The 26049-nt window shown below is 60.7% G+C and carries 18 protein-coding genes; 12 read left to right on the forward strand and 6 right to left on the reverse strand.

Annotated elements, in window-relative coordinates:
- Window positions 1-188: 188 nt before the first annotated feature.
- On the forward strand, window positions 189-374 hold the full coding sequence (locus tag CKW24_RS22930; protein WP_095170455.1) for a DUF6026 family protein: 186 nt from the start codon (window positions 189-191) through the stop codon (window positions 372-374).
- Between the two features lie 71 nt (window positions 375-445).
- Here CKW24_RS22930 and CKW24_RS22935 read toward each other — a convergent pair whose 3' ends face one another.
- Entirely contained in the window at window positions 446-5386 is a 4941-nt protein-coding gene (locus tag CKW24_RS22935) for a dermonecrotic toxin domain-containing protein (protein WP_095170457.1), read from the reverse strand.
- Window positions 5387-5626: 240 nt separating this feature from the next.
- Between CKW24_RS22935 and CKW24_RS22940 the strand changes: the two genes are divergently transcribed.
- Both CKW24_RS22940 and CKW24_RS22945 read left to right on the forward strand, forming a co-directional pair.
- Window positions 5627-7366: a phosphoethanolamine transferase CptA gene (locus CKW24_RS22940; protein WP_095170459.1), complete on the forward strand. Its 1740-nt coding sequence runs from the start codon at window positions 5627-5629 to the stop codon at window positions 7364-7366.
- 173 nt (window positions 7367-7539) lie between these two features.
- Entirely contained in the window at window positions 7540-9786 is a 2247-nt protein-coding gene (locus CKW24_RS22945; RefSeq protein WP_095170461.1) for a TonB-dependent siderophore receptor, read from the forward strand.
- Between the two features lie 41 nt (window positions 9787-9827).
- On the opposite strand, the gene CKW24_RS22950 is transcribed toward CKW24_RS22945, so the two are convergent.
- Together CKW24_RS22950 and zapE are read right to left on the reverse strand one after the other, a co-directional pair.
- Window positions 9828-10319 carry a GNAT family N-acetyltransferase gene (locus CKW24_RS22950; RefSeq protein ID WP_095170463.1) on the reverse strand — a complete coding sequence of 164 codons (492 nt, stop codon included), beginning with the start codon at window positions 10317-10319 and terminating at the stop codon, window positions 9828-9830.
- 95 nt (window positions 10320-10414) lie between these two features.
- On the reverse strand, window positions 10415-11539 hold the full coding sequence (gene zapE, locus CKW24_RS22955) for a cell division protein ZapE (RefSeq protein ID WP_095170465.1): 1125 nt from the start codon (window positions 11537-11539) through the stop codon (window positions 10415-10417).
- 230 nt (window positions 11540-11769) lie between these two features.
- Between zapE and CKW24_RS22960 the strand changes: the two genes are divergently transcribed.
- From CKW24_RS22960 to CKW24_RS22970, 3 genes are read left to right on the forward strand one after another with little or no spacing between them, the layout of a single operon-like run.
- Window positions 11770-13242, forward strand: coding sequence for a nucleobase:cation symporter-2 family protein (locus CKW24_RS22960; RefSeq protein WP_095170467.1), 1473 nt, complete (start codon window positions 11770-11772; stop codon window positions 13240-13242).
- Between the two features lie 55 nt (window positions 13243-13297).
- Complete coding sequence (locus CKW24_RS22965) at window positions 13298-13771, forward strand: LEA type 2 family protein (protein ID WP_095170469.1); 474 nt, start codon at window positions 13298-13300, stop codon at window positions 13769-13771.
- 38 nt (window positions 13772-13809) lie between these two features.
- Window positions 13810-14352, forward strand: a complete 543-nt coding sequence (locus CKW24_RS22970) for a GNAT family N-acetyltransferase (protein WP_095170470.1) — start codon at window positions 13810-13812, stop codon at window positions 14350-14352.
- A 67-nt stretch (window positions 14353-14419) separates the two neighbouring features.
- Here the strand turns inward: CKW24_RS22970 and CKW24_RS22975 are convergent, their stop codons facing one another.
- The gene (locus CKW24_RS22975; protein ID WP_095170472.1) at window positions 14420-14671 is read right to left on the reverse strand and encodes a hypothetical protein; all 252 of its coding nucleotides are present in this window, start codon (window positions 14669-14671) and stop codon (window positions 14420-14422) included.
- Window positions 14672-14836: 165 nt separating this feature from the next.
- Here CKW24_RS22975 and CKW24_RS22980 point away from each other — a divergent pair, with 165 nt between their 5' ends.
- Window positions 14837-15154 carry a YqjD family protein gene (locus CKW24_RS22980; protein ID WP_095170474.1) on the forward strand — a complete coding sequence of 106 codons (318 nt, stop codon included), beginning with the start codon at window positions 14837-14839 and terminating at the stop codon, window positions 15152-15154.
- A 203-nt stretch (window positions 15155-15357) separates the two neighbouring features.
- Here the strand turns inward: CKW24_RS22980 and CKW24_RS22985 are convergent, their stop codons facing one another.
- Entirely contained in the window at window positions 15358-16389 is a 1032-nt protein-coding gene (locus CKW24_RS22985; RefSeq protein ID WP_095170476.1) for an Ldh family oxidoreductase, read from the reverse strand.
- Between the two features lie 208 nt (window positions 16390-16597).
- Between CKW24_RS22985 and CKW24_RS22990 the strand changes: the two genes are divergently transcribed.
- The 3 genes from CKW24_RS22990 (at window position 16598) to CKW24_RS23000 (ending at window position 23024) form a co-directional block, all read left to right on the forward strand.
- Window positions 16598-21325, forward strand: a complete 4728-nt coding sequence (locus CKW24_RS22990; RefSeq protein ID WP_095170478.1) for a dermonecrotic toxin domain-containing protein — start codon at window positions 16598-16600, stop codon at window positions 21323-21325.
- A gap of 97 nt (window positions 21326-21422) precedes the next feature.
- Entirely contained in the window at window positions 21423-22409 is a 987-nt protein-coding gene (locus CKW24_RS22995) for a FecR family protein (RefSeq protein WP_095170480.1), read from the forward strand.
- A gap of 234 nt (window positions 22410-22643) precedes the next feature.
- On the forward strand, window positions 22644-23024 hold the full coding sequence (locus CKW24_RS23000; RefSeq protein ID WP_095170482.1) for a fe2+ zn2+ uptake regulation protein: 381 nt from the start codon (window positions 22644-22646) through the stop codon (window positions 23022-23024).
- 16 nt (window positions 23025-23040) lie between these two features.
- On the opposite strand, the gene CKW24_RS23005 is transcribed toward CKW24_RS23000, so the two are convergent.
- Window positions 23041-23229 (reverse strand): hypothetical protein, encoded by a 189-nt coding sequence (locus tag CKW24_RS23005; protein ID WP_095170484.1) that lies wholly within the window; start codon window positions 23227-23229, stop codon window positions 23041-23043.
- A 220-nt stretch (window positions 23230-23449) separates the two neighbouring features.
- On the opposite strand from CKW24_RS23005, the gene CKW24_RS23010 reads away from it, so the two are divergent.
- Both CKW24_RS23010 and CKW24_RS23015 read left to right on the forward strand, forming a co-directional pair.
- Window positions 23450-25195, forward strand: coding sequence for a copper resistance system multicopper oxidase (locus CKW24_RS23010; protein ID WP_095170486.1), 1746 nt, complete (start codon window positions 23450-23452; stop codon window positions 25193-25195).
- Window positions 25192-26040, forward strand: coding sequence for a copper resistance protein B (locus CKW24_RS23015; RefSeq protein ID WP_095170488.1), 849 nt, complete (start codon window positions 25192-25194; stop codon window positions 26038-26040). The genes CKW24_RS23010 and CKW24_RS23015 overlap by 4 nt, the downstream gene beginning before the upstream one ends.
- Window positions 26041-26049: the final 9 nt, after the last annotated feature.

The following is a 26049-nucleotide window of genomic DNA, read 5'->3' on the forward strand; positions in this document are numbered from 1 at the left end:
ATAGTTTCCGGGCATTTTGCCTGAACTATAGGGATAACGTCCCAAACAATGGCGAAGACACAGGGACAACGTAAAATAAAAAAGTTCCCTTCAACGGCAAAAGAAATCAAAATCGCCGTCGAAAGTGGCTGCGCACACGCTTCTGCGTGCCGGACCACCGTTGTCAGACGCCATTTGCGAGGTGAGCAATGGGCACAGTAGTAACCGCACTCCCAGTACAAACCCTGTACGTCACCGTTCGTCGTGATGAACTGCGCCAACTCAAGGCCGAACGCGAGCAGTTGCTCAACGAAGTCGCGCACCTGCGTCAGCAGCTACAGGCGCAGCGCGGTGAAGGGTTGACTGCGCGCATGCCGATACGCTCACTGGATTGATCACCCCCGCCTGAAAGGTTGCGCCTGCTTCCCCGGCAAGCGCAACGCACTGATCAGGACACCAGGGCATGCTATGCCGTCGGTGGAACGGCATCGAAAAAGTACTTTTTCGCGAACGCCGCCTTCATTCCCCCCGGGTACACCACTTTTCCCGCGTTGAGCTCGGGGTGTTGCACCTGATCCTTGACCGTGACGAACCGCAGGCGCGCCAGTTTCAGGTGGGCTTCGGTCAGGGTCAGGACCGATTTGGCCGTACAGTGAAAGTGTGCGTACCACAGTACCTTTCTACCAATGCGGCTGGTGCTGTCGACGATGTCGTATTCCAGCAAATAGCTTGTTTGATTGGCAGTAGACTTGTCGGTCCAGGACGGATTCTCGACGTGGACCTCCCGCTCCCCCAGCAGGTACTCGAAGCTTCCGGCATTCGGTGGCAGCTGTTTGGTAATCTCGACGCGCAGCTTTTTCCCTTCGCGGATCAATTGTTCTCGAGCGCTGTTGAGATCCTGATATATCTTGACTGCCCTCCCCCGATCCGCACCTGTAACACCTTGCATTCCATGTTGGATTTGCGTAGCCAGCTCCGAGAGTTTTTGGGCCTGAGACAAAAACCGGTCTTCCACACTGGCAGGCTCGCGGTACCGGGAGACATCTTTTTTATAGTTTGCGATCAGCGGGGTTATCCCTTCGACCAGTTTCCTGCCTTTGTCCAGCAGCGATTGGAGCGCCAGGGCCGGCTTCGGTGGAGCTGCCACAGGTACTTCAGGCTCCTCCTCCCGCTGCCGGTAAAGATCTTGCCCTTCATCCTTGTAGAAAATGATCTGCTTGTCCGTTGCCGCGTCCTGGACCACCACCGTTTCGCCGGTTTCACCTGAACTTTGCTCGCGGACATCGCCCACTCGATAACCATCCGCCGTTTGGATCAGACGCTCGTTGGGGCGCTTGACTCTCCTCCTGGTTTTTTTCACCCGCTCTTCGGCAGGTAGCGTGCCCTCTTGCTCCGCGGGCTCTTCCTGCAAGTCTTCACTGATTGATTCGCTGAGTTCTGTTTCCGCGATCGCTCGTGCCCTCCTCAGAGCATCAAGAAATTTCTCGAGAAAAAACTGCGCCACGTAGCTTTGTCGATCGCCAATCTTGCGCAGGTTGGCCGCCATCAGCTCCGCATCGTTGTAGACATAGATCGCGGCCTGCAGTAGCTCAACACGTTGCCTGGGCTCAAACCCCTGCGTCGTGCTCAAGCGCAAAACGTTATCCGTCACCACGCCCAGCTTCGCCTTGCCCAGCCCTTCCAGTCCTGCGACTTCCGCCAGGCTGGGTTCAAGCGCAGGGTCACCCACCAATGCACCGCGCAAACACACCATCTCGTGCACGATTAGCCAGTCGGTGTTACTCACCCGCTTGTCCAGTATGTCCTTGAGCCTTTGAGTATTTTCCGATAGATAGCCGGTTCTTTGCAGATAGCCTTTTCGGACGCTGCGATCCAGAACCTCAAGTTCCGTCATTGTCTTCTCGAGCTGGGTACTGATCCTGATACGCTCCGCAAATCCATTGACGATGCGTTTCCTGGCTTCCAGCAACACGCTGTACGGCACATCGGTGACAGCCGTGCGCAGCTCAAAGGCCAGTGGAAAAAGGGTCCGAATTGAAACCCCTGACTCTTCCCATACCACCGACATCCTGATCAGATTTTCGTCGACAACACCATAACCGGAAACGATTCCCTGGAGATTTTCCAGTAGGGCGTCACGCTGGTAGTCTTTGTCCTTTGCAAGCAGGCCATCAATCTCTTCACACAGTTTGATCCGCCCCAGATGGCCATCAATGTAGGTCCTGGCCTTCTTCTTGTATTCGATGTCCGCGGCGTACAATTTCTTTCTCAGCGCCACACGTTCCTCCAGCAGCCGGCTCCGCTCGGCGTCACTGGAAGCCTCAATCGCCGTCGTCTTGTGCCCAATCTCTTCGGCGAGTTGCAGTACCTTTTCCTGTGCCGTCTGCCCAATTTCCTGTGCCTGCTTGATGCTGGCATCCAGTTCCGGCAGGCGATCCTTGAGTCTTTTGACTTTCAGCGCATAGTCGGCACGTCGCGCCCGCAGCTGCGAATCAGCGAAGACATCCGACAGGTAGCGACTCATGCCCGGTCCACCCCCGCGCACACGAAACTCCGGCGCTACCTCCCAGAGATTCTGGCCATTGTTCTTCAGTTCCAGTCCTTTTATCGGCCTCCCAAGATGATCGAGGATGACCACATTGCCGCCCTCGGCGGGCTCTACATTGGCCCATCCGTACCCACGCAGGCGAGCCGGCACTTTTGCATACCAGCGCCCCCCGACCACTACGATGCCTTGGGGCGCTGGCGTTGTGACCTCCCGCCCGCGTCCGGCCTGCTCGGTGCTCAGGAAACGCTCCAGCAATCGACGCGAGTCACCCGATACCGGGGTAGAGAAATCCAGCACGCTGTCACTGATGGCGCTGGCCGCACCCGGCCCAATGGGTGGTTTGATCACTGCGCTGACTTCAAGAGCACCCGGCCGGGGGACGATCGCATGGTGCTCGAAGGGTTTTACCGCTGTACCGGCGCCCGGTGAAAGACGCTGGATCAGCAAGGCCACTGCCAGATTGATGAGCAGGTTGTAGGTGAAGTCCTTGGCCGGCGCGCTGTCGTCGCTCGCCAGTGCCTCAAGGGCCTCCAGAACCGCGGTTTCCACCACTAACAACCAGCCAACGGCAGCTGCAGGTCCGCTGACAAAGGGTAATACCGTGTTAAGCACGCTATTGAAGATGATCAAGCCCATCTCTTTCAGCGTATTCCAGCGGTACTCGGCATTGGACAGCGTCTGTTCGTCAGCCAACTGGGCCAGGACGTTGGCGTTGGCTTCATACAAATGAGCCAGCACCTTATCGTCGAGCTGCTGCAGATCGAATCGGGCGGGAGCCGATGGCCATAGCTGCGTTTCGAATATGATTCCCACCGGGTGGGGTTCCAGAAAACCGCCATTGTCATAGATTTTCCGTGCATCGGGCGCCAGCCAGTCGAGAATGCTTTGCTGTAGCGAGGGGTTGGACTTGCCATCCGGGAGAGCCGACATCGCAGTTCGAGGGTTATTGCTCACGATCTCAGCCATCAAGGCGTCGAGCGAAGCAAACTCGATCAATGGCTCGGGGTACAGCGGCCGATACAGCACATGGGGCCCGGCCGTCACATCAGCGGGGCCAAACACAAACATATCGGCAACCACATGCGTGTGGCTCGATACGTCGGCCTTGAAGGCCAGGGTCCTGGCCAGCATCACTTCCCCACTCACACGCCGGGCTTGCGGATCCGGCTCCATGATGGCCGCCACACAGCGATACCCGGCATCAGTGAACCCCGAGCGCTTCCTGATCCTGTTCTCCAGTGCCAGCATCGGTAATTGAATGCGCAATTGGTCGCTGAACAGCTTTTCGCGCTCGGCTCGCTGTACCGGATCATCGAGCAGTAGCCTTTTGACTTCATCGGGGTAGTTTTTGCCGATATCGGCATCGCGAATCAGTTCCCTGACGGTGTCGAGGGTCATCCAGGCCGGTGCCGCCTGACCGTCCTTGCGCTTGAACTCAGAGACAAGGAAAGGCACGCCGGCAAGGTTGTTCAACGCTCGATGAGTCAGGCTGAGGGTTTCACTGGTAAACCGCCCGGTTCCTGGCCCTACGATCACCAACAAACCGTCTTCATTGCGATACTGAGTGATGTCGACCTGGTCTGGGTCCACCGCCTCGCCGTACGCGGCCATCCCGTCCTGCAGGACTTCCCGGGTGAATTGCTCAGCCGTACGAATCCCGTGGCTGTACTCCTGCCCCTTGCTGGCCAACTGGAGGGCGGCCAGGCGAAACATGTAGCGACTGTACTCCTGGGTCTCGGCGGGCGTGGCCAGTTCTATCCAGTCAGGCAACTGGCTGCCGACTTCGCTGTACAGTACTTGCTCATACGCACCGGGGTTCTGCTTGAGCAAATGGGGAGCCAGATCCGTCAGACTCGCATAGCGCTCTTCCAGCACTTTCAGGTCCTGGCCTTCGAATACCCCGAAGAAGCTCAAGCTTTCAAGTTGATTATTGAGCAGCGCCTGGGCCTGAGTCACAAAGACATCGCCGAACGACTCATAGGGTTGCAACTCAAGCACACTCAGTTCCTGCCTACGCCCCCATTTGTCGCCCTCTGAATCAGCGAAGGCCTGCCATGTGTCGTAAGTCTCGATAACGCCGCTGGTGCTAAACCCCATCACAATGTCCCGCGTCGATACCGTGCGCACGGCTACCAGATCAAACGCCAGGTGAGCTTTGTGAGTACGTCCGGTCCGGGCGTGATAGTCGATGAGGAAAACCTGTGTGCAGTCCGGTCCGTAACGAGCCACTCGGTCCTCCTTGATGGGGCAACGAATGACTTGCAGGACGGTATCGACCTGTCCGGCATCCAGAAACGCACCGCTGCCCGAAGGCCCCATGCTGACCAGCAATGCGCTTCTGAGGACATCGCCGAGCCATTGCCAGCGGCTGGTGCCGTCAACCGCCGGCTCATTCCAGTAATCCGTCAGCGCCTGCTGCAATGCAGCAAGCATGACCTTGGGCAGTCGTCGCAAAAGGTCTTCGACTTCGCGCATTTCGACGGCGATTCGCCGGTCGTCCCCGTCGCTCAAATAGTGCTCACGGGTGAAGGTCAATTGGGCGCTGGCAGTGATGGCGTGAATCATCACTTCAAACAGCGGTGTTGTGGTGTAGCCGTCGATCCAGGGATCGTCGTGCTCGACGAGGTGTCCGCTATCGCCCTCTCCCTCTAGCGCCGCCCGACTTGTGCGGACCCAGTTGGGTGAATTGAGCGTGGTCGTCAACACGTCGATGTTCAGCCCGGGATACCGATTGTTCAGGGCCGCGCCGAATTGTTTCAGGGCCGCTGTGACCACTATCGGTCGCCCCTTGAACTCTTCGTATACCGCCTGCGCCAATGTGTCGGAAACGTCCTCGGGTGTTGCGCGAGTGCCTGTCATTTCAGCATCCTGTTGTCATGGAATGAGCAGCAGGCGCCCTGGCCTGCTTCAACCGGATGTAATGCGGTTTCACTGAAGAACGTGCGGTAACTAAGTATCCTCACCCACAAGCTTCACAAAACTTTCACATGAACTTACAGATACTTGTAAACACTGTTGACGCTCGATTTTCGAGCGTTTTTTTGTCACTGGCGCTCAACACTTTCAGTGGTTGAAGTCATTAATCAGCTGGAGCGCTGAATGGCGATGTTTAAACGCAGCAGTACGCCTGCAAAAGGGTTTGATTGGGCAGGCTTGGGCTGGCTGTTCCTGTTCTTCTGGTATTTTTCCGGCATCACCCAACTATTGATCCTGTTGACCGGCACCTCCGGGTTCACCGGTTTTCGCCAGGCCTTCGTGATGTCCGCCATCTGGCTCGCGCCGATGCTGCTGTTCCCGGCCCGTACGCGCCTGCTCGCGGCGGTGATTGGCGTGGTGCTCTGGGCCTGTTCGATGGCTAGCCTGGGTTACTTCTTCATCTACCAGCAGGAGTTCTCGCAGAGCGTCATCTTCATCATGTTCGAGTCGAACGTCTCGGAAGCCGGCGAGTACATGACGCAGTACTTTGCCTGGTGGATGGTGGCCGCATTCCTCGCGCACACCGCCGTGGCCCTGTTCCTCTGGAGCCGCCTGCGCCCGGTTTACCTGCCGCGCGGCAAGGCCTTGCTGGCAGCCACGGCAATCCTGGTCGCGGTCATTGGCTACCCGCTGGTCAAGCAGACCGCGCGCACCGGCAGCCTGGCCGCCGGCTACGAAAAATTCGAAACCCGCATCGAACCGGCAGTGCCATGGCAGATGCTGGTTGCCTATCGCCGCTACGGCGAAACCCTGGCCAGCATGCAAGGCATGCTCGACAACGCCAGCCAGGTCCCACCGCTGCACAACTTCAAGGACTCGATGGCCGGCCAGCCCGCGACCCTGGTCCTGGTGATCGGTGAATCGACCAACCGCCAGCGCATGAGCCTGTACGGCTATCCTCGGCAAACCACGCCGGAGCTGGACAAGCTCAAGGACCAACTGGCGGTGTTCGACAACGTGATCACCCCGCGCCCCTACACCATTGAAGCGCTGCAACAGGTACTGACCTTCGCCGACGAAGAGAACCCGGACCTGTACCTCAAGACCCCATCGTTGGTCAGCGTGATGAAGCAGGCCGGCTACAAGACCTACTGGATCACCAACCAGCAGACCATGACCAAGCGCAACACCATGCTTACCACGTTCTCCGAGCAGGCGGATGAGCAGGTCTACCTGAACAACAATCGCAACCAGAACGCCCGCCAGTACGATGGTGACGTGCTGGAGCCCTTCACCAAGGCTCTGGCCGACAGTGCGCCGCGTAAATTCATCGTGGTGCATCTGCTGGGCACCCACATGAGCTACCAGTACCGCTATCCTGCGACCTACGACACCTTCAAGGACCGTCAGGGCGTGCCGCCCGGGGTCAGCGACGACCAGTTGCCAACCTACAACAGCTACGACAACGCGGTGCGTTACAACGACTTCGTGGTCTCGAGCCTGATCAAGGACTACGCCAAGACCGATCCGAACGGCTTCTTGCTGTACCTCTCCGACCACGGCGAAGACGTGTTCGACTCGGCGGGTCACAACACCCTGGGCCGTAACGAGTCCAAACCCACTGCCCCCATGTACACCATTCCGTTCATGGCCTGGGCTTCGCCGAAATGGCGGGCAAACCACGCCTGGGATTTTGCCGGCGACTTGCAGCGGCCCTACAGCAGTTCGCACCTGATCCACACCTGGGCGGACCTGGCCGGCTTGAGCTTCGACGAACTGGACCACAGCAAGAGCCTGGTCAGCGACAGCTTCAAGGCGCGCCCGCTGTTGATTGGCAACCCCTACGAACGTGAGCAGAAAGCGCTGATCGACTTCAGCCTGATGAAGCCCAAGGCGCCTACCGCGGCCGTCGTTACCCAATAAGTGAACCCTGCGGGGGCCGGTTCCGGCCCCCCGTTTTTGCTGGCCATGAGCCTTCGCGAAAGCCCCTCGAATAAAATAGATTAATAATTATTCGCATTTGAGCTAAATTTTCTGATTCACCTTCGTCTTTGAGCAAACGGAAATTTTCCATCGAAGACAAGGAGTCGGCTGCGATGTTCGCGCCTATTACCCGTTCCATGACCTTGACCCTGGGCCTGTGCAGTCTCGCCCTGTGCCCTTCCGCCCATGCGGACACCAAGCCGGATAAACAGCAGGAGCCTGCCGCCAAGGCGCTCGAGCTGGATACCACCAACGTCAATGCAGTGGGTCTGGGTACCACCACTGAAAACACCGACTCCTACACCACCGGTGCAATGAGTACGGCGACACGGCTCAATCTTTCCATCAAGGAAACCCCGCAGTCGGTCTCGGTGGTCACTCGCCAGCAGATGGACGACTTCAAGCTCACCACCCTGTCCGAGGCCATGAGCCAGACCACCGGCGTGGTGGTCCAGCACAACGACTCCGACCGGGTCAGCTATTCCTCGCGCGGCTACTCGATCAACAACTTCCAGATCGATGGCATGCTCAACACCTTCGGGCGCATGAAGTCCGACTCGGACACCATCATCTACGACCGCATCGAAGTGGTCCGCGGCGCCACCGGCCTGACCACCGGCGCGGGCGACCCTTCGGCCACCATCAACATGGTGCGCAAGCGTCCGACCGCTCAATGGGAAGCCAAGACCGGCGTCAGCGGCGGCAGCTATGACGATTACTACAGCTACGTCGATGTTGGTGGCCCGCTGGCGTTCGACGGCCGCCTGCGTGGCCGCAGCGTGCTGGCCTACCGTGACAGCAAATCGTTCCGTGACCACTACCAACTGCAACGAGAAGTCGGCTACGGGATCCTCGAGGCGGACCTCACCGATGACACCGTGCTGGCGGTGGGTTACGACTATCAGGACAAACAGGTCCAGGGCACGTCCTGGGGCACGGTGCCGTACTGGAAATCCAACGGCGACAAGGCCAACCTGTCGCGTTCGACCAACATGGCGACCAAATGGAGCTCCTGGCCCCTGAAGGACAAGACCGCCTTCGCCAACCTTGACCAGAACCTGGGCAATGGCTGGCACATGAAGGGCGCCTATACCTACCGTGAGAGTGACACCGACGGCAAGGTCTACTACGGCGGTGGCGGTTACCCCAACGACGACCGCAGCGGCATGGTCGCCTACCGCAGCCACATGAAGGGCGAGCAGAAGATGGAAGTCTATGACTTCAACTTCGCCGGCCCCTATCAGTTGCTCGGACGCGAACACGAGTTGATGATCGGCTACGGCGAGGCCGAACGCAGCGCGTCCAACCCGTACTTGGTGTCTGCACCGACGCCAGCGGGCTACGACAACATTGCCGACTGGAAGTACATGGGCAACATCGCCAAGTTCCGCGACACCGACACCGGTATCGAAGGCTCAAACGACAGCACCAAGCAAAAAGCCGGTTACCTGGCCACCCGCCTGAGCCTGGCCGAGCAGTGGCATGCGGTCCTGGGCAGCCGTTATGGCAGCTGGAAAACCGACAGCAACTACTACAGCTTCAACGACCAGAACCAGCGCACCGGCAACGATCACAGCAGCCAGACCCAAAACGACGTCTTCACCCCGTACGCCGGCTTGCTGTACGACATTACCCCTGAGTACACGGCGTATGTCAGCTACACCGACATCTTCAAGCCGCAGACCGAGCGTGATTCCAGCCGTAAGTACCTGGACCCGATTGTCGGCCAGAACTACGAACTGGGGCTCAAGGGTAGCTTGCTCGATGAGCGCCTGAACGTCGCCACGGCGGTGTTCTGGAGCAAACAGGACAACGTCGCTGAATTGGATGACTCGGTGCGACCGGACCCAACCACCGGTGAAGACTTCTACAAGTCCGGCGGCAAGGGCAACAAGGTCAACGGTTTCGAGGCTGAAGTATCGGGCGAGGTGATGCAGGGCTGGAACATGACGGCCGGCTACACCTACACCCATTCGAAAAACGGTGAAGGTGAGCGCAACAACACCAACCAGCCATTGAACATGCTGCGCATCTCGACGGCGTATCGCCTGCCGGGTGAATGGAATGCGCTGACGGTGGGGGGTGCAGTGAACTGGCAGAGCGATATCTACGAATTCGCCAGCCGCCCCGTTGGACGTGACGCCGATGGTGACATCGTGACCAAGGAAACCCGGATCAACCAGAACAGCTATTCGGTGGTCAAGCTGATGTCGCGCTACGAGTTCGACAAGCACCTCACCGCATCGTTGAACGTCGACAACCTGTTCGACGAGAAGTACTACGACAACGTCGGCTTCTACAACGGCGTGTTCTGGGGTGACCCGCGCACCGTCACCTTGAGCCTGGACTACAAGCTCTAACCCTCACGTACTGCAGGAGCGCCGTCCGGCGCTCCTGCACGTTACAGCGGCTTGGTCCAGAACAGCATCCGCCCGTGGTCCGGATCGAACATGCCGGGGGCGAAGCCAAATTTGTCATACGCCGCCTGTGCAACGGCGTTGCCTTCCAGTACTTCCAGGGTGATCTTGCAGCAGCCACGCTGACGGGCAATCTCCTCGACCTTGAGCAACATCTTCTGACTCAGCCCCAGACCGCGAAACTTGCCGACCACTGCAACGTCATGGACGTTGACCAGCGGGCGACAGGCAAAGGTCGAAAACCCTTCGAAACAATTCACCAAGCCGGCCGGCTCACCATTGACGAAAGCCAGGACGCTGAACGCATGGGGACGCTTGGCCAATTCACCGGGTAATTGCTGCAATACGTCGGCGGGCAACGGTGCGCCACTGCCCATCGGGTCTTGCGCATAGTGGTCCAGTACCACGCCTATGGCTTCGGCGTGAGTCGGGTTGCTGTAGCTGGCCTGGAGTACCAGGATGTCTGCGGATTCCATTTCCTTCCTCGATCGAACAATAAGCGGGCATCCCTGCGGCTAGCGCCCGGGGCAATCGACATTACCCTGTGACGCGCGCCCGGACAACAGTGGCATCAGCCCTGGGCCTGGGCAAACCGCCGCAACTGCATCTCCTTCAAACGGCTCAAGGTGCGGCGAAAGGCAAACTCCAGGTAGCCCTCGGTATACAGCTGATCCATCGGCACCTGCGCCTCCAGATACAACGGGACCTTGCGGTCGTAGCACTCATCGACCAAGGCAATGAAGCGCCGCACGCTGTCATCGTGGACGGACAGCTGCGGCAACTCGCGATCACCGGCAGCGACACGGGCACTGCCATCTTCGGTACCGCGGGCAATCCGCCCAGGGCGTTGCCGGGCACTGAGATTAGGCACTTCGCTGATCAAAATAGCGCTGAAGCGATCACACAGCGCCATGAAGTCCATGGCGGCCAACGGTTGCTCGCAGAGGTCGGCATAACGGCACCAGAGCACCTTGTCACTGGCCTGGACCACCGCCACCGTACGGTAACCGATAGTCACCGGCGCGCTGGACACCGGCTGGCCCGCGGTCAGCTCGGCAAAGACCTGACTCAGCCCCCCGGGCTCACCTGCTTCGCTGACCCAATAGCGCTGCAGATTCACCCCCGGATGCAAGCGGTGATCCTCACCGCCGTCCACCGCCACCACCTGCATATGCGCCTGGATCGCGGCAATCGCCGGCACAAAACGGTCACGGTTGAAGCCATCCGCATACAACTGCTCGGGCGGCTGGTTGGAAGTGCAAACCAACACCACGCCTTCATCGAACATCACCTGAAACAACCGGCCGAGGATCAGCGCGTCACCAATATCATTGACGAACAGCTCGTCAAAACACAGCACCCGCACCTCCCGGCTCAACTCCCGGGCCAACGCCCGCAGCGGGTCGGCGGTGCCGGTCAGTTGAAACGAACGCTGATGCACCCAGGCCATGAAATGATGAAAATGCTGCCGGCGCGCCGTAACCCGCAGGGTCTGGTAGAACTGATCCATCAACCAGGTCTTGCCCCGCCCCACCGGCCCCCACAGATAAACCCCAGTGATCGGCGCCTGACCTTGATGCAGGGCCTGGTGACACTCCTGCAACGCCAACACTGCGCGTTCCTGCGCAGCGTCGACAACAAAGCCCTGCTGACGGATGGCCGATTGATAAGCGCTGAGGGGTGAATCGAAAGTCATGGCTGCCTGGGGTCAGTGCGCAAAAACCGGAGTATCGCATGCCCTCAGGGATAATCCGCCAGATGCCAGGTAGAGACCGGCCGTAAGGGCTGAACCCTAATCAGCCATCACCGCACCAACGGATATACCCACAAACTTCAACGCTTTAGTGCCTTGGCACTTCTGGCCGCCCCCCCTTTCTGGCATCCTGCGCCTCCATTTTCTGACCTGGCCTTAATGGCACTCTCCCCGTGACCTCATCTGACCACGCAAAAACTGCCCTGCGTTCCGACCTGATCTACGGCCTGTACGACCGCCCACACTTCACTGCGACCGTGTTTGCCGCGCTGCAGCACGTACTGGCGAGTTTCGTCGGGATCATTACCCCGACCCTGATCATGGGCAGCGCCCTGGGGCTGCAGAGCGAAATCCCCTACCTGATCAGCATGGCGCTGTTCGTTTCCGGCCTCGGCACTTTTGTCCAGGCACGCCGATTCGGCCCGGTCGGTTCCGGCCTGCTGTGCCTGCAAGGCACCAGCTTCTCGTTTATCAGCGTGATCCTCAGCGCCGGCTTCATGGTCAAGGCGCGGGGTGGCGGCACCGATGAAATCCTCTCGACGATTTTCGGCGTGTGTTTTTTTGCCGCGTTCATCGAGGTGGTGCTGAGCCAGTTCATCGGCAAGCTGCGCATGCTGATCACCCCGGTCGTCACCGGCACCATCATCACCCTGATGGGCCTGTCGCTGATCAAGGTCGCCATGACCGACATCGCCGGCGGCTTTGGCGCGACTGACCTGGGTGGCGCCCACCATTTACTGCTGGCCGCCCTGGTGCTGGGCACTATCGTGGTACTGAACCGGGTCGACGTGCCATTCCTGCGCCTGGGGGCCATCGTCATCGGCCTGACCCTGGGTTACCTGGTCGCCTGGTTGATGGGCGACGTCGACTTCGCCAACATGACCGCCGTGCCCCTGATGAGCGTGCCGGTGCCATTCAAGTACGGGTTTAATTTCGACTGGGTGGCGTTCATTCCGATCGCGGTGATTTTCCTGGTCTCGCCCCTGGAGGCCGCGGGAGACCTGACAGCCAACTCGATGATCTCGCAACAACCGGTCAAGGGCCCGCTGTACATCCGCCGGATCAAGTCCGGGCTATTGGCCGACGGTCTCAACTCGGCGATGGCCGCGGTATTCAACAGCATGCCGATGGTGACCTTCGCCCAGAACAACGGGGTGATCCAGCTGACCGGCGTCGCCAGCCGCTATGTGGCGTTTTTCATCGCCGGCCTGTTGGTGTTGCTGGGGCTGTTCCCGATGATTGGCGCGGTGTTGCAACTGATGCCCAAGCCGGTACTGGGCGGCGCTGAACTGGTGATGTTCGGCACAGTGGCCGTGGCCGGGATCAAGATTCTCGCCGAGGCCGGGCTGCACCGGCGCAACATGCTGATCGTGGCGATCTCCCTGGGCATGGGCCTGGGTGTCGCGGCAGTGCCGGAAGTGCTGCGTGAGTTGCCCAAGGCGTTGCACAACATCTTCGAGTCACCGATCACCGTCGGTGCGTTGTGCGCTATCGTGCTGAATATCTTTTTGCCCGAGGAGTTCATCGAGCTGGAAGAAGACGACTTCGACCCCGAGGCCTCGATTCTCCAGGTCATGGAAAACCCCGATGTCAGCCACCCGGGTGAACCGCTCAAGCCCGCGGCGGTCGCATCCTTGAAGCGCTAACCCGCTGGTGGGTCGAGCCGCTGGCGGTTCGACCCTTGTTGATGAGAGCCCCTCTATGCGCCGATTCATCGTTGCCGGCCTTGCCCTGTTGCTGCTCAGCCTGAGTGGCTGCGCGCTGTTTCCCGATCGCGACCCGTTGAACGTCAACGTGGTCGGCCTCGAGCCGCTGCCAAGCCAAGGCCTGGAGGTAAGATTTGCGGTCAAGATCCGCCTGCAGAACCCCAACGACAATCCGATCGACTACAACGGCGTGGCCCTCAACCTTGAGGTCAACGGCCAACCACTGGCTAGCGGCGTCAGTGACCAGCAAGGCTCGATCCCCCGCTTCAGCGAGGCGCTGATCAGTGTGCCGGTGAGCATTTCGGCGTTCTCGGTGATGCGCCAGACCCTGGGGCTGAGCCAGACCCAGTCCCTGGACAACCTGCCCTACGTGCTGCGCGGAAAATTGGCGGGCGGCCTGTTCGGCACCCAGCGTTTTGTCGACAGCGGCCAATTGAGCCTGGCCGGCCCAACTGCCGGTGCCCGCTGACATCGCGCGCCGATCATACCAAGGAGGTGGATTGCTACATGGCCCCATACCCCACGCTGTATACCAAGCGTTTGATTCTCAAGCCGCTGGAACTCGCCGATGCCCCGGCCATCCAGCAGCAGTTCGCCCACTGGGACGTGGTGCGCTACCTCAATGCCCTGGTGCCCTGGCCGTACCCACCGGACGGTGCCCTGGTCTACCTGCGTGACATCGCCCTGCCGGCGATTGCCCGAGGCGAGGAATGGCATTGGTCGATTCGCTTGAAGTCGGCCCCCGAGCAACTGATCGGCAACATCAGCCTGATGGATGAACAGGACAATAACCGTGGTTTCTGGCTGGGCACTGCGTGGCAGGGCCAGGGGCTGATGGCCGAAGCTTCGGCCGAGGTCACTCGCTACTGGTTCCAGGACCTCGGGCGCGAGCTGATGCGAGTGCCCAAGGCCTCGCCCAACCTGGCGTCACGCCGACTCTCGGAACGCAGCGGCATGCGCCTGATCCGGGTCGATGAAGGCAACTTCGTCGGCGGTCGCTACGCCACAGAAACCTGGGAAATCACCCGCGAGCAGTGGCAGCGCCTGTAGGAGCGAGTGCCCGCTTGCGGCGTGCTCGCGATGGACCCGAGAACACCGCGCTGCCAACCCGCAGCGTTTACTTGGCCGCCATCAGGCGATTGACTTCGCTGCGCACCATGTTGGCGTATTCCGGCGGCGACATGGCGTCCAGCTCCGCGCGGACCCATTCGGCCCATTTGCCTTTGCGCTTGGAGCGCTCACCGAACAGACGGGCCGCTTCACCCTTGGATTTGCCCAGGTTGCTCTGCCAGAGGTCGAACAGACGGGACTTTTCATCTTCAAGCGCGGCGCGCTCGGCAAGGGGCTTGTCGGCCAGATTGAAGCTCATGGGAGTTACCTGCTGCATAAAATAGGCGACATCTTACACTGTAGGTGGAAATCTCCGGCGACGGATTTACCCGGACCAAGGGCCATCGCAGAAAAAATCTGCAACTTTTACCTGCCGCCTACACTCCATTGTTCACTGTCCCTTTACCCTGCAAGGAGTTACCCGATGGCCCGAAAAACTGCCGCCCAGGCTCACGAAGAGCAAATCAAGGATCAGGCGTTCAGTGAGCTGCAAGCGCTGATCGAAGAGTCGGAAAAGCTCCTGAAAAGCAGCGCCGCCCTGGTCGGCGAGGAAGCCGAGACCCTGCGCGGGCAAATTGCCCTGAAACTGCAGCAGGCTCGCGACTCGGTCACCAGCGTGCGTGAACGCACCCAACCGGTGGTCGAGGCCACTGAAACCTACATCGGCGGGCATCCTTGGCAAACTGTGGCGATCTCCGCCGGGTTTGGCCTGGTGGTGGGGTTGTTGTTGGGGCGCCGTTGAGTCCCGCAAGAGACCGCTGACTGTCGGTGTAGGAGCATCGTTGGGTGGTTGCAGTGACTGGGGTCTGGTGGACGCAGGACTTGTAGGCGCGAGTGCCCGCTTGCGGCTTGCTCGCGAAGCACTCAAGAACGACGCGTCCATCCAGGCCTGCACCTCAGCGTTGCCGCCCCTCGCCGGCAAGCCGGCGCCTACACATCGGCAGGTCAGTCCTCTGCCAGGCTGCGCAACTGCGCCAGGGTTTCATCGTCCAGCACTATGCCGGCCGACTCAGCTTTACGCCGCTCGCGATGGCGGCGGTCACCCGGCAGTCGGTGCAAACCGACTGCATGCATCTGCCGCACCAACTCCTGGCTTCTCTCGGCAAAGCTCTGCCCCGCTGCCTTGCTCGGGTCGATGACGATCAGCAACTGCCCGGTCCATGGGGTTTTGGCGCCAGGGTGGTTGGACCAGTCGAACTCGAACGAAAAATTGCCCCCCGTCAACGCCGCCGCCAGCAACTCGACCATCATCGACAGCGCCGATCCCTTGTGCCCGCCAAACGGTAACAACGCACCGCCCTCGAGGATCGCTTTCGGGTCGGTAGTCGGCTGGCCCAGGCTGTCCACCCCCATGCCCGGCGGCAAGCGCTCGCCCTTGCGTGCAGCGATCTGCACATCGCCGTGGGCGATGGCGCTGGTGGCCAGGTCGAAGACGATCGGCTCGGCATCCGCCCGTGGCGCGGCAAACGCAATCGGGTTGGTGCCAAACAGTGGGCGGTCGGCGCCATGGGGCACCACGCAGGTCATGCTATTGACCACGCTGAGCGCAACCAGCCCCTCATAGGCAAAGGGCTCGACGTCCGGCCAGAGCGCCGCAAAGTGATGGGAATTGCGGATCGCCATGACCGCGATCCCGGCGCTGCGGGCTTTCTCCACCAGTAATTCGCGGCCAGCAGCCAAAGCCGGCTGGGCGAAGCCGTTTTGCGCATCGACCCGCACGAACCCCGAGGCGACATCTTCCACCACGGGTACCGCCTGGCCATTGACCCAGCCGCTTTTAAGCGTCGAGACATATCCCGGAATGCGGAACACCCCATGGCTGTGGGCGCCATCACGCTCGGCCCCGGCACAGTTGTTGGCCAGCACCGCCGCGACCTCGGGACTGGTGCCATGGCGCAGAAAAATCCCTTGCAGAAGATTCACCAGTGCTGGGTACGACACAGCATGTGAGCCAGCTTGATCGTGTGACACAGACATCTGAAGCTCCAGATTTTTTATTGGAGGGGGCAACAGCGCGGGGGATCCTGAGGCGCTGATTAAACACCCCTTGACGCGCCCGCTGTCAACCGTCGAAAGGCGATCCGCAGCCCACTAACTATCTACCGCCCTGCGCCGTCTCGGCCAACTTAGCCTTGGACTTTCCCCCAGCGACTGAAAATCGTCGCGTCACACCGAGACCAACACCATGACTGACCAACTCCTACCGCTGTTTTTCCCTGAAGCCCTGCAAGACATCAAAGTCCTCAGCCCAAGGTTACGGGCCCTGGATTTCACCCTCGCGGACCTGGCCTGGTTGCGCAGTGTAGAACTCGCCAGCCACACGATACGTGCGGCGCAGCCCAACCCCATGACCGTCGAGTCGATCGCGCTCAAGGTCAAGGACCGCGAGCCACAGCCCCTGGCCGGCAGCTTCATGCTGCACCCGACCCCGGTTGACCATAAGGCGGTGCTGTACACGCCCTACGGTGGGTTGCAGAAGTTCGACAACCCTCGCGCCGTGATTCAGGCACTACAAGAGTCGCTCAAGGCCCCCGGCAAGCGGCTGGAACTGTTGCGCTTCCTGCCCATCGCCTGGCGTGAAGCATGGTCCGACGACAACAGCGTCAGCCTGAGCCATGCGGTCATCGACGACCTGGTGTTCGAGCACCAGTCGCGACAATTCGCGGCCAGCCAGGGCAACAACCTCAGTCTGATGCGCGAACAACTTGAACAATTGCCCACCTTGAGCCACTTGCTTGAACAATTGCTCGACCGTGAACTGGGTAGCGCGCTCCCCGGCCTGGATCAACGCCAAAGCCGTGTCGATTTCTTCGCGCTTGGCACTGAAGGTCAACGAAGCAAGGTCGACAGCAAACCCTTGACCCAGGCTCTGCTTGATTTTTTCCTGCAGCGCGCATGGCCTGCGGGCCTTAGCCGGCAGTTTGCCAATCCGCGCCTGGCGCCAACTGCCGATGACCCTGCCCCCTGGGAAAAAGCAGTCAAGACCATCGCCCAAGGGCTGGCGCCCATGTTGGCCGAGCGATTACGCAGCTATTGGGCAGCGGACGCCGGGGTCGTCGGTACGCGCCAGGTTTTTTTTGCCCAGGCCATGCGTGACAAGGCGCGCCTCGACCTGCTGCGCAAGCGCCAGGATGCAATCCTTGACCCCGAACAGCATCAGGCCCTGGTGGCGCTGCTCGAGCGTGCGGACACCCCCACCAACTACGACGCCGAACAGTTACAGGCAGAAACCGTGCGCCTGTGGGAGCACCCTGAGCATTTTGTCGAACCGGCCAGCACACTGATGCTGAGCAACCGCAGCAATGCCTACCTGTATAGCCAGCCCCTGGGCCTGCAAGTGCTGGGCAACTACGCCGAGTTGAAACAGACCGTGCAACGCATGGTCACCCACAGCGGGCATGAAGATCAGGTCTACAGCCTGTTGAGCCTGCCGGAGCGCAACCTGCTGCTGCGCCTGGAGCAGCCCCAAGTGTCTGGCGAACCGCTGTTCGGCAGCCTGTTCCAGCGCCTGGTGGCGGACATCATCAGCAAGCAACAGCAGAGCATCAGCTACGCATTGGATGTATTTCGCAACAGCGAAGGGGCGATCGACCTGCCGGCATTGTTCGATCATTCACTGGATGTGCGCGTCATGCTCGACAGCGCGTTGCTGGAGTCGGCGGATCAGCAGCGCTGGAGTCTGCGGTCGTTGATCAGCGGTGAATATCACCCCTCCATCGTGGTGACGGACAGGGTCAAGCTGCACCTCAAGTCCCTGCGCAGCGTACTCGACTCCCTGACTGCAAAATTCGCCACGTTCCCCGCGGACAACCTGGCACTCCAGCAAACCTTCCTCGAAGGTCTCAAGCCCGACCTCGGCCACGCCCTGGCGGTCGGTATTCGCGGCGAAGCCGCTCTGCGCCAACTGCTCAGTACGTTCAGTGCGTACGACAAGGCCATCGTCGACACTGCGCTCAATCCCGATGCCGCAACCAGACGACAACGCCACGCATTACGCGGCTTCCGGCCCGACGCCTGGTCGTTGACCCTGCACTGCACGGGCGAGCCTGACCTGATGCCGCTGGCCAATTGTTTGCTGCTGACCGAACGGGGTGGCATGGACCCATCACACTCGGGACGGGCCATCCTCTGGACGCCGGCACAAGGGCTGGAGGCCTTCGCTTCCATCACCCACGCCCAGCTCGAACTGGGCCAGCGCTTGCTCGATGAAGGTGCGCGCCAGGGGCTGCTTGAAAACCTGACGCGTGACCTCTACCGCCCTCATCGTCACTACACCCTGGGACCATTGCGCCTGATTGAAGGCCATGTACTGCAGGAGCGTCAGCAATCGGCGATCAACCACTTCATCGCCGCACGCCGGCATACCCGCGCACTCGGACTGTCGGATGCCAGCGTACGCGCGGATTTCGTACGGCATAAATTGTCGCCCACGCCGCTCAATCTCGAACATGCCATGCAGATTGCCCAGGCAATCATCACCCGTGGCTCATTACCCGCTTGGCTCGGCGCTGCCTCTCTCGGACAACTGCAGCAGCATGCCGAATTGCTGGAGCAATTTCGTCTCAGCCTTGACCCCGGAAGCGATTACCTGGATGACCTGCAACCCTTTTCAGCCTACGTCTGCGAGCGCCTCAAGCAACTGCTTGGTGCGCGATTCCCTGGAGTCGAGCTTGACCCCGATCAGTTGCAGGTGACGCCTACACTGGCCTTGACCGGCCCGGTACAGACCCTGAGTGAATTCGCACTCAACCCCACCCATGTGCTGCATGACGCCGGTTTCGCGATCACTTCGGGCAGTGCCCTGGCGCTCCCCGCGCAGGTAACTGCCAGTGAAATCAGGAAGCTGTTGCTACAACTGGACATCAAGACCGCCTACCGTGAACGACTGAACCAACACCTGAGCGGCAACACCAGCGCGGTCCTCAAGCGCCAGCAATGTTTCGTCCGGCAGTTACCCTGGCAATTGCTGCTGCACGCCCACGCACTGAACCTGCAGGGTGCACTCTCCGAGCAAGGCTTGACCCTGGTCGAGCAAGTGTTGGACATGCCGGATGCATTGGCGCGCGCCAGCGTCAGCGAGGCCAAGGCGATCGTCCGGCCCCTTGAACTGATCGCTACCGAAGGTGCCTCTGCCGTCAAGGCGTTGGGGTTGTACCTGATCGGCGAACCCGAGAGCGGGCCGCAGATTCTCTATGCGCCCTATGACAAACACCTGGGCTTGAGCGAGTTTGAAAACGCTGCCAGCGTGGTGGCTGCGATCAACCACCCGGGGCCGCTGCAGGATTTGCTGCTGCGCCGCTTACCCGACCCGCACAAGGCGACCTACCAGAACCTGCTGGCTAGCGGCCCCGACAGCGATATCCAGCTCGCCTGCCAGCCGATCCAGGGCAACCTGCTGCATCGCTTGTTCAGCGACAACAGCGTTCTGCTGTCACACCTGCTGGGCAGTCAGGGCGAACGTAGCGCGCTGGCCGATTGGGACGCGCTCAAGGCTCTGTTCGCCAAGGGTTTGAAATACGGCGGTAGTTTTTTGCCGGGCAAACTGGCGATTCCCATAGCGCTCTGGCAAAGCTACACATCCTTCAAGGAGTCGGCCGAGGCCTTGCAGGATCATCACTGGAGGAGCGTGCTGCCGAGTTTTATCAACGGTGTTGCGCAACTGGTGAGGCTCGGCAAGTTGTTGCATGTCCCCGAAGGGGTGCGCCGCGAGACCAAGGCCATCGACCTTTGCGCGCCCGTGCGGACCCGGCTGCAGCCGTTCGAAGCCACGCAGATGACCCTCTCCGGCAAGCGCGCTGCCGATGGCAGCTACCCCTTGGCTGTCGGGAAGCACTATGCCCCGGTGGAAGGCAAGGTCTATCAAATCAGCAAGAAAGCCATCGCACCGCGCATCATCGAGAGCCAGCGCCAGGGGCCCTATGTACAGAACCGGGGTAGCCAATGGTTGCTGGATCCTGATGTGCATAGCGTTCACTACGGCAAGGCGCTGTCGAAACTGCACAGCAAACTGGTAACCCGGCACCAGGTACGCAGGCTCATCAATATCGAGGCCCGGGGCATGGAATCGATCCGCCAACTGTTCCCGGAAAAAGCCAGGCAGATCGTGCAAGCACTCGACCTTGCTCGGTTCTACGCCTTCAACAGCCTGCACAACCTGGCCCAGCTCAAGAGCACCCAGCGCGGGGCACGCCTGGAGGTCTTCTTCAAGGAAATGTTTGACGTCGACAGCGTCGATGAAAACCTGCTGCGCAAAATCAAAGAGGCAATTGTGCCCCTGTGCAAAGCCCTGGTGGATCCGAGCCTGGACCAACTCAACCACAATCGATTTGTGGTTGGCTCCAACCTGAATCCCTCGGAGGGTGTGATCGCTTTTGTGGTCAGTGAGGACGCGCAGCGCGCGGTGCATTTCACCGAGCACTTCTTCAACCAGCAACTGGACATGTATGAGGGGGCCTTGACCGAAGCGTTCGATATTACCGCCCACGCCCAGGCCGCGACCCTCATCCACGAGTTTTCGCACCTGTTTTCCAATACCTATGACTTCGCCACCCTGGAAGCCCGCAGACCCTTCAGCGACCTGGTCTCGACCCTCACCCACGCTCACCGCCTGCTCAAGGCCGCACATGAGGAGTTCCAGCGTAACGCGCTGTCCCTGCGCACGCCGGCGGAGGAACTGTTCGCCTACTGGAACGACGCAGAAAGTGAATGGGAAAGTTTTGACGACGCCCCGGAAGCTAGCCTATTGCGCGCGGCGGTCAGGTCCGCCACCGGCACCAATAATATGCGTGAGGCGCGTATTGCCTTCTTCAACCCGGACTCAGCCGATCGACGCATCGACACCATCCTGCGCAATGCCGATTCGGTGGCACGCCTGGTATGTGAAATGGGCCGGCGCCTGGACCCAGTCCCGTAAATTGACGAAAAAGCCGCTCATTGATGCTCAATCGCCATGACGGCTGTTCTCGCCGGCTGGTGGTGAAGGTTAGAATGCGCGAAACCAGGAAGCATCAATGAGCCAAACCCCACTCACTCCAGCAGACGACGACGCCGTCACTGACGCCGCAGCGCATTGGTGCATGCGGTTGCATGCCCAGGACTGCAGCGCAGCCGAGCGCCAGGCATTTGTGCAATGGCGCGACGCCCATCCCCTGCATGCGTTGGAGTATGAGGCGATGCTGGAGATCTGGGAGGTCAGTGACCATCTGCCCCGCCCGGGACACTTGGCCGTCGCTCCCAGCCCTGTGGTCCGCCCAGGCTGGCAGCGGCTGGCAATGGCGGCGGCAGTCTGTGCCCTGGCCTTGCCGCTGGCCGCATTCAGTGGCTGGCAGCTGGGTTGGTTGCCAGACTCCTACGAGCGCTTCGAGGCCCAAGGTGCACTGCGCCAGGTGACGTTGAGCGACGGCAGCCAGGTTGAACTGAACCTGGGCACGGTGCTGACCTACAGCAATTACAAGGACCAGCGCCGGGTCACCCTGAAACAGGGCGAAGCCTTCTTTCGAGTCAGCCATGACGCCAGCCACCCGTTCGTGGTCAAGGCGGCAGACGGCCAGATTCGCGTCACTGGCACCCAGTTCAACGTCTGGAAATACCAGGACCAGGTCCGGGTGACCTTGCTCGAAGGCTCGGTCCTGGTGACCAGCAATGATGCCCAGCGCGGCGATGGCTTTCGCCTGGGTCCTGGCATGCAGGCGCGCTACAAGGGCGGCGACTACCAACCGCAGATCAATCAGACCTACGCCAACGACACGTCCCTCAGTTGGCGCGATGGCCGCCTGGTGCTCGACAACCTGACGCTCAACGAAGCCCTGCCACTGATCAATCGTTACCTGCAGGAGCCGGTGCTGCTGGCCGACACTGACACCGGGATGATCCGCATCGGCGGGGTCTACAACATCAGCCAGCTACACAGCCTGGTGCCTTCGCTGCCCAAGGTGTTGCCGGTGTACCTGACGCACAACGCCGACGGCCGGACCGTGCTCAACTCCCGGCCGAAGTAACCCCGGGGCCGGTCCCGCAATGGCAAAAACATTATTTGCCTTGCCATCGATACGAATCGGCGGAAAATAATTGACAGGCCATTGGCCCGAAATATCGGCGTCTCACCCTTCGCTGACGTACTTTCGACAAAATTTCTACATTCAGAGCTTCATGATTTGCCTCGCTCATTCGTCTTAATGACAGAGAGCACAAATCACATTTTCCTGATCAGGCTCTGAAAAGGAGTTTTCTGCATGTACAACTCGCAATTGCCAACGGATGGTAAACCCGCGCCGAAAGGTGTTTCCCTGGGTCAGGATGTCACTGTGTTCGGCAAACCGGTCGAGCGCCACGGTAACGAACGAATCCGCCAACTGCTCAAGAGCTTTGGCCTGCGCACCAGCCTGATACGCTTGAAAGTGATCGATGCACTGCTCAGCGCCGCGGAAAACGACCACCCGCTGGGCGTGCGTGGGGTGCACAGCCACTTGCTGGAACTGGACATCCCGCTGTCTTTTCTCAGCGTGCGTGAAGTCTTGAAGCGCCTGTGCAGCGAAGGCGTGATCGTGCTCAACCCGGATAAAAGCTACAGCCTGCATCCACAGGCTGCCGCCGTGCTCCAGCGCCTCGACTGACGCTGGCCCACCTCGCTCAGGGCTTGACCTTGCGCCGCATCACGCCGTTGATCACCACCACCGACACGGCCACGCCAATGGCGATGTACTGGAACAGCGTTTCGCTGATGATCCCGGCATTCTGCAGATATGACAGCCCAAGCATGATCGCCAGGACCACCAGGGAAATCAGAATAGAGTATTTCAAACGTTGCGACTGGGTCATTGCGGGTTCCTGAACCTGTGAATGTGTGAGTCCTGCAGCGGGCCGGCCCCATCCCTGTTCGGGGGCGCCAGCAGCGCGCGGGCCACATGGTACACCCAAGATGTTTCGCCGGGCGCGCCACGCAGCTGACAAATCGGTAATCCGCGCCTCAGTTTACTGACAGCGCGGGCCATTTAAGGTCCTGCCAAACCTGAAGCTTCAGGATTGACGGGACTTTTTTATGCCTTCAACACCCTCGCGACGCTCTTTGCTCAAAAGCCTGGCCGCCGGTACTGTCCTGGCGGGCACCGGCCTGTGGCGCCCCACCAGTTGGGCCGTGACCGCAGACACAGCCTCCTCGACCCTGACCGGTAGCCGCTTCGACCTGTGGATCGGCGAATCGCCAGTCAACTTCAGTGGCAGCCCACGCACCGCCATGACCATCAACGGCGGTATTCCCGGCCCCTTGCTGCGCTGGCGTGAGGGCGACACGGTGACCTTGCGCGTGCACAACCGACTCAAGCAGGACACCTCGATCCACTGGCACGGGATTATCCTGCCGGCCAACATGGACGGCGTGCCCGGCCTGAGCTTCCACGGCATCGCCCCCGATGGCCTGTACGAATACCAATTCACCCTGAAGCAGAACGGCACCTACTGGTACCACAGCCATTCCGGCCTGCAGGAACAGGCCGGCGTCTATGGCCCGCTGGTGATCGACGCCCGCGCCCCCGAACCCTTCGCCTACGACCGGGACTACGTGGTGATGCTCAGCGACTGGAGCGACCAGGCCCCGGAACACCTGATGCGCACCCTGAAAAAGCAGTCCGACTACTACAACCGGCACCAGCGCACGGTCGGCGACTTCATAACCGACGTCAGCCGCGACGGGTGGGCGGCGACAGTGGCGGACCGCACCATGTGGGCCCAAATGAACATGAGCCCCACTGACCTGGCAGACGTCAGCGGCGAAACCTACCACTACTTGCTGAACGGCCAGACGCCACAAACCAACTGGACCGCCCTGTTTCAGCCGGGGGAAAAGCTGCGCCTGCGACTGATCAACGGCTCGGCCATGAGTTACTTCGACTTTCGCATTCCCGGCCTGCAGATGACCGTGGTCGCGGCCGATGGCCAGTACGTGCAGCCGGTCACCGTCGACGAGTTGCGCATCGCCGTTGCCGAGACCTACGACGTCATCGTCCAGCCCACCGGCGCCCGCGCCTACACCCTGTTCGCCCAATCGATGGACCGCAGTGGTTATGCCCGCGGCACGCTCGCCACCAGCCCGGGGCTCAGCGCCGAGGTCCCGCTGCCTGACCCGCGCCCGTTAATCAGCATGGCCGACATGGGCATGGACCACGGCAGCATGGCGGGCATGGCGGGCATGGACCATAGCCAGATGGCCGGCATGGATCACAGCAACATGCCCGGCATGGCCGCCCCACTGCAGAGCCATCCGGCTTCGGAAACCGCCAATCCGCTGGTGGACATGCAGACCATGCGCCCCAGCGCCAAGCTCGCCGACCCGGGCATCGGCCTGCGCGACAATGGCCGCCGAGTGTTGACCTACGCCGACCTCAAGAGCACCTTCGCCGACCCCGACGGGCGCGAGCCCTCGCGCACGCTCGAGTTGCACCTGACCGGGCACATGGAGCGCTTCGCCTGGTCATTCGACGGCATCAAGTTCAGCGACGCCCAACCCCTGCGCCTGACCTACGGCGAGCGGCTGCGCATCACCCTGGTCAACGACACGATGATGACCCACCCGATTCACCTGCACGGCCTGTGGAGTGATCTTGAGGACGAGCACGGGCGCTTCCAGGTGCGCAAGCACACCATCGACATGCCGCCCGGTACCCGCCGCAGTTATCGGGTAACCGCCGATGCCCTGGGCCGCTGGGCCTATCACTGCCACCTGCTGCTGCACATGGAGATGGGCATGTTCCGTGAAGTACGCGTCGATGAACCGGGGAGCCCGACATGAACATTCGCCTGCTGCTGGCCGCACTGTGCGGCGTTTACCTGAGCCCGACCCAGTCGGCCGAAAGCATCGACCACGCGGCCATGGGCCACGGCGCGATGCCTGCCATGGACCACAGCCAGATGCCCACGCTGCAGAGCCGCACGCCGATTCCCGTGCTCAGCGACGCGGACCGCCGGGCAGCCTTCCCGGCGGTCAATGGGCATAGGGTTCACGACAAGGCGCTCAATGGCTTCTGGCTGATCGACCAACTGGAGTACCAGGATGCCGACGACGGCAGCGCCCTGGCCTGGGACATGAGTGGTTGGGTGGGCGGCGATATCGACCGGCTGTGGCTGCGCACCGAAGGTGAACGCAACAATGGCCACACCGAAAAAGCCGAAGTGCAGGCGTTGTGGGGACATGCCATCGGACCCTGGTGGGACCTGGTCGCCGGCCTGCGCCAGGACTTCGAGCCAGGCTCGCCGCAGACCTGGGCCGCGTTCGGGGTGCAAGGCCTGGCCCTGTATAACTTTGAAACACAAGCCACGCTCTTCGTCGGCGAAAAGGGGCAAAATGCCCTCCGCCTGGAAGGCGAGTACGACATTCTGCTGAGCAACCGGCTGATCCTGCAGCCCAGCGCCGAGCTCAACCTGTACAGCCGCAACGACCCCGAACGGCGGATCGGCGCGGGGTTGGCCAACACCGAAGCCGGTGTGCGCCTGCGTTATGAAATCGTCCCCGAATTTGCCCCGTACATTGGCGTGACCTGGAGCAGCACCTACGGCAACACCGCCGACTACACTGGCGAGGATGACGAACAGCGCAACCAAACGCGCTTCGTCGCCGGCGTGCGGCTCTGGTTCTGAGCCCATCAA

It is taken from the genome of Pseudomonas sp. Irchel 3H3, from assembly GCF_900187635.1.
Taxonomy (GTDB): Bacteria; Pseudomonadota; Gammaproteobacteria; order Pseudomonadales; family Pseudomonadaceae; genus Aquipseudomonas.

What these genes read in the sequence shown, in the direction of transcription:
- CKW24_RS22990 (WP_095170478.1), top strand. Translation starts at nt 16,598, where the DNA reads ATGACTGACCAACTCCTACCGCTGTTTTTCCCTGAAGCCCTGCAAGAC.
- CKW24_RS23015 (WP_095170488.1), top strand. Translation starts at nt 25,192, where the DNA reads ATGAACATTCGCCTGCTGCTGGCCGCACTGTGCGGCGTTTACCTGAGC.
- CKW24_RS22930 (WP_095170455.1), top strand. Translation starts at nt 189, where the DNA reads ATGGGCACAGTAGTAACCGCACTCCCAGTACAAACCCTGTACGTCACC.
- CKW24_RS22940 (WP_095170459.1), top strand. Translation starts at nt 5,627, where the DNA reads ATGGCGATGTTTAAACGCAGCAGTACGCCTGCAAAAGGGTTTGATTGG.
- zapE (WP_095170465.1), bottom strand. Translation starts at nt 11,539, where the DNA reads ATGACTTTCGATTCACCCCTCAGCGCTTATCAATCGGCCATCCGTCAG.
- CKW24_RS22975 (WP_095170472.1), bottom strand. Translation starts at nt 14,671, where the DNA reads ATGAGCTTCAATCTGGCCGACAAGCCCCTTGCCGAGCGCGCCGCGCTT.
- CKW24_RS22970 (WP_095170470.1), top strand. Translation starts at nt 13,810, where the DNA reads ATGGCCCCATACCCCACGCTGTATACCAAGCGTTTGATTCTCAAGCCG.
- CKW24_RS22980 (WP_095170474.1), top strand. Translation starts at nt 14,837, where the DNA reads ATGGCCCGAAAAACTGCCGCCCAGGCTCACGAAGAGCAAATCAAGGAT.
- CKW24_RS22950 (WP_095170463.1), bottom strand. Translation starts at nt 10,319, where the DNA reads ATGGAATCCGCAGACATCCTGGTACTCCAGGCCAGCTACAGCAACCCG.
- CKW24_RS22965 (WP_095170469.1), top strand. Translation starts at nt 13,298, where the DNA reads ATGCGCCGATTCATCGTTGCCGGCCTTGCCCTGTTGCTGCTCAGCCTG.
- CKW24_RS22935 (WP_095170457.1), bottom strand. Translation starts at nt 5,386, where the DNA reads ATGACAGGCACTCGCGCAACACCCGAGGACGTTTCCGACACATTGGCG.
- CKW24_RS23010 (WP_095170486.1), top strand. Translation starts at nt 23,450, where the DNA reads ATGCCTTCAACACCCTCGCGACGCTCTTTGCTCAAAAGCCTGGCCGCC.
- CKW24_RS22985 (WP_095170476.1), bottom strand. Translation starts at nt 16,389, where the DNA reads ATGTCTGTGTCACACGATCAAGCTGGCTCACATGCTGTGTCGTACCCA.
- CKW24_RS22995 (WP_095170480.1), top strand. Translation starts at nt 21,423, where the DNA reads ATGAGCCAAACCCCACTCACTCCAGCAGACGACGACGCCGTCACTGAC.
- CKW24_RS22945 (WP_095170461.1), top strand. Translation starts at nt 7,540, where the DNA reads ATGTTCGCGCCTATTACCCGTTCCATGACCTTGACCCTGGGCCTGTGC.
- CKW24_RS23005 (WP_095170484.1), bottom strand. Translation starts at nt 23,229, where the DNA reads ATGACCCAGTCGCAACGTTTGAAATACTCTATTCTGATTTCCCTGGTG.
- CKW24_RS23000 (WP_095170482.1), top strand. Translation starts at nt 22,644, where the DNA reads ATGTACAACTCGCAATTGCCAACGGATGGTAAACCCGCGCCGAAAGGT.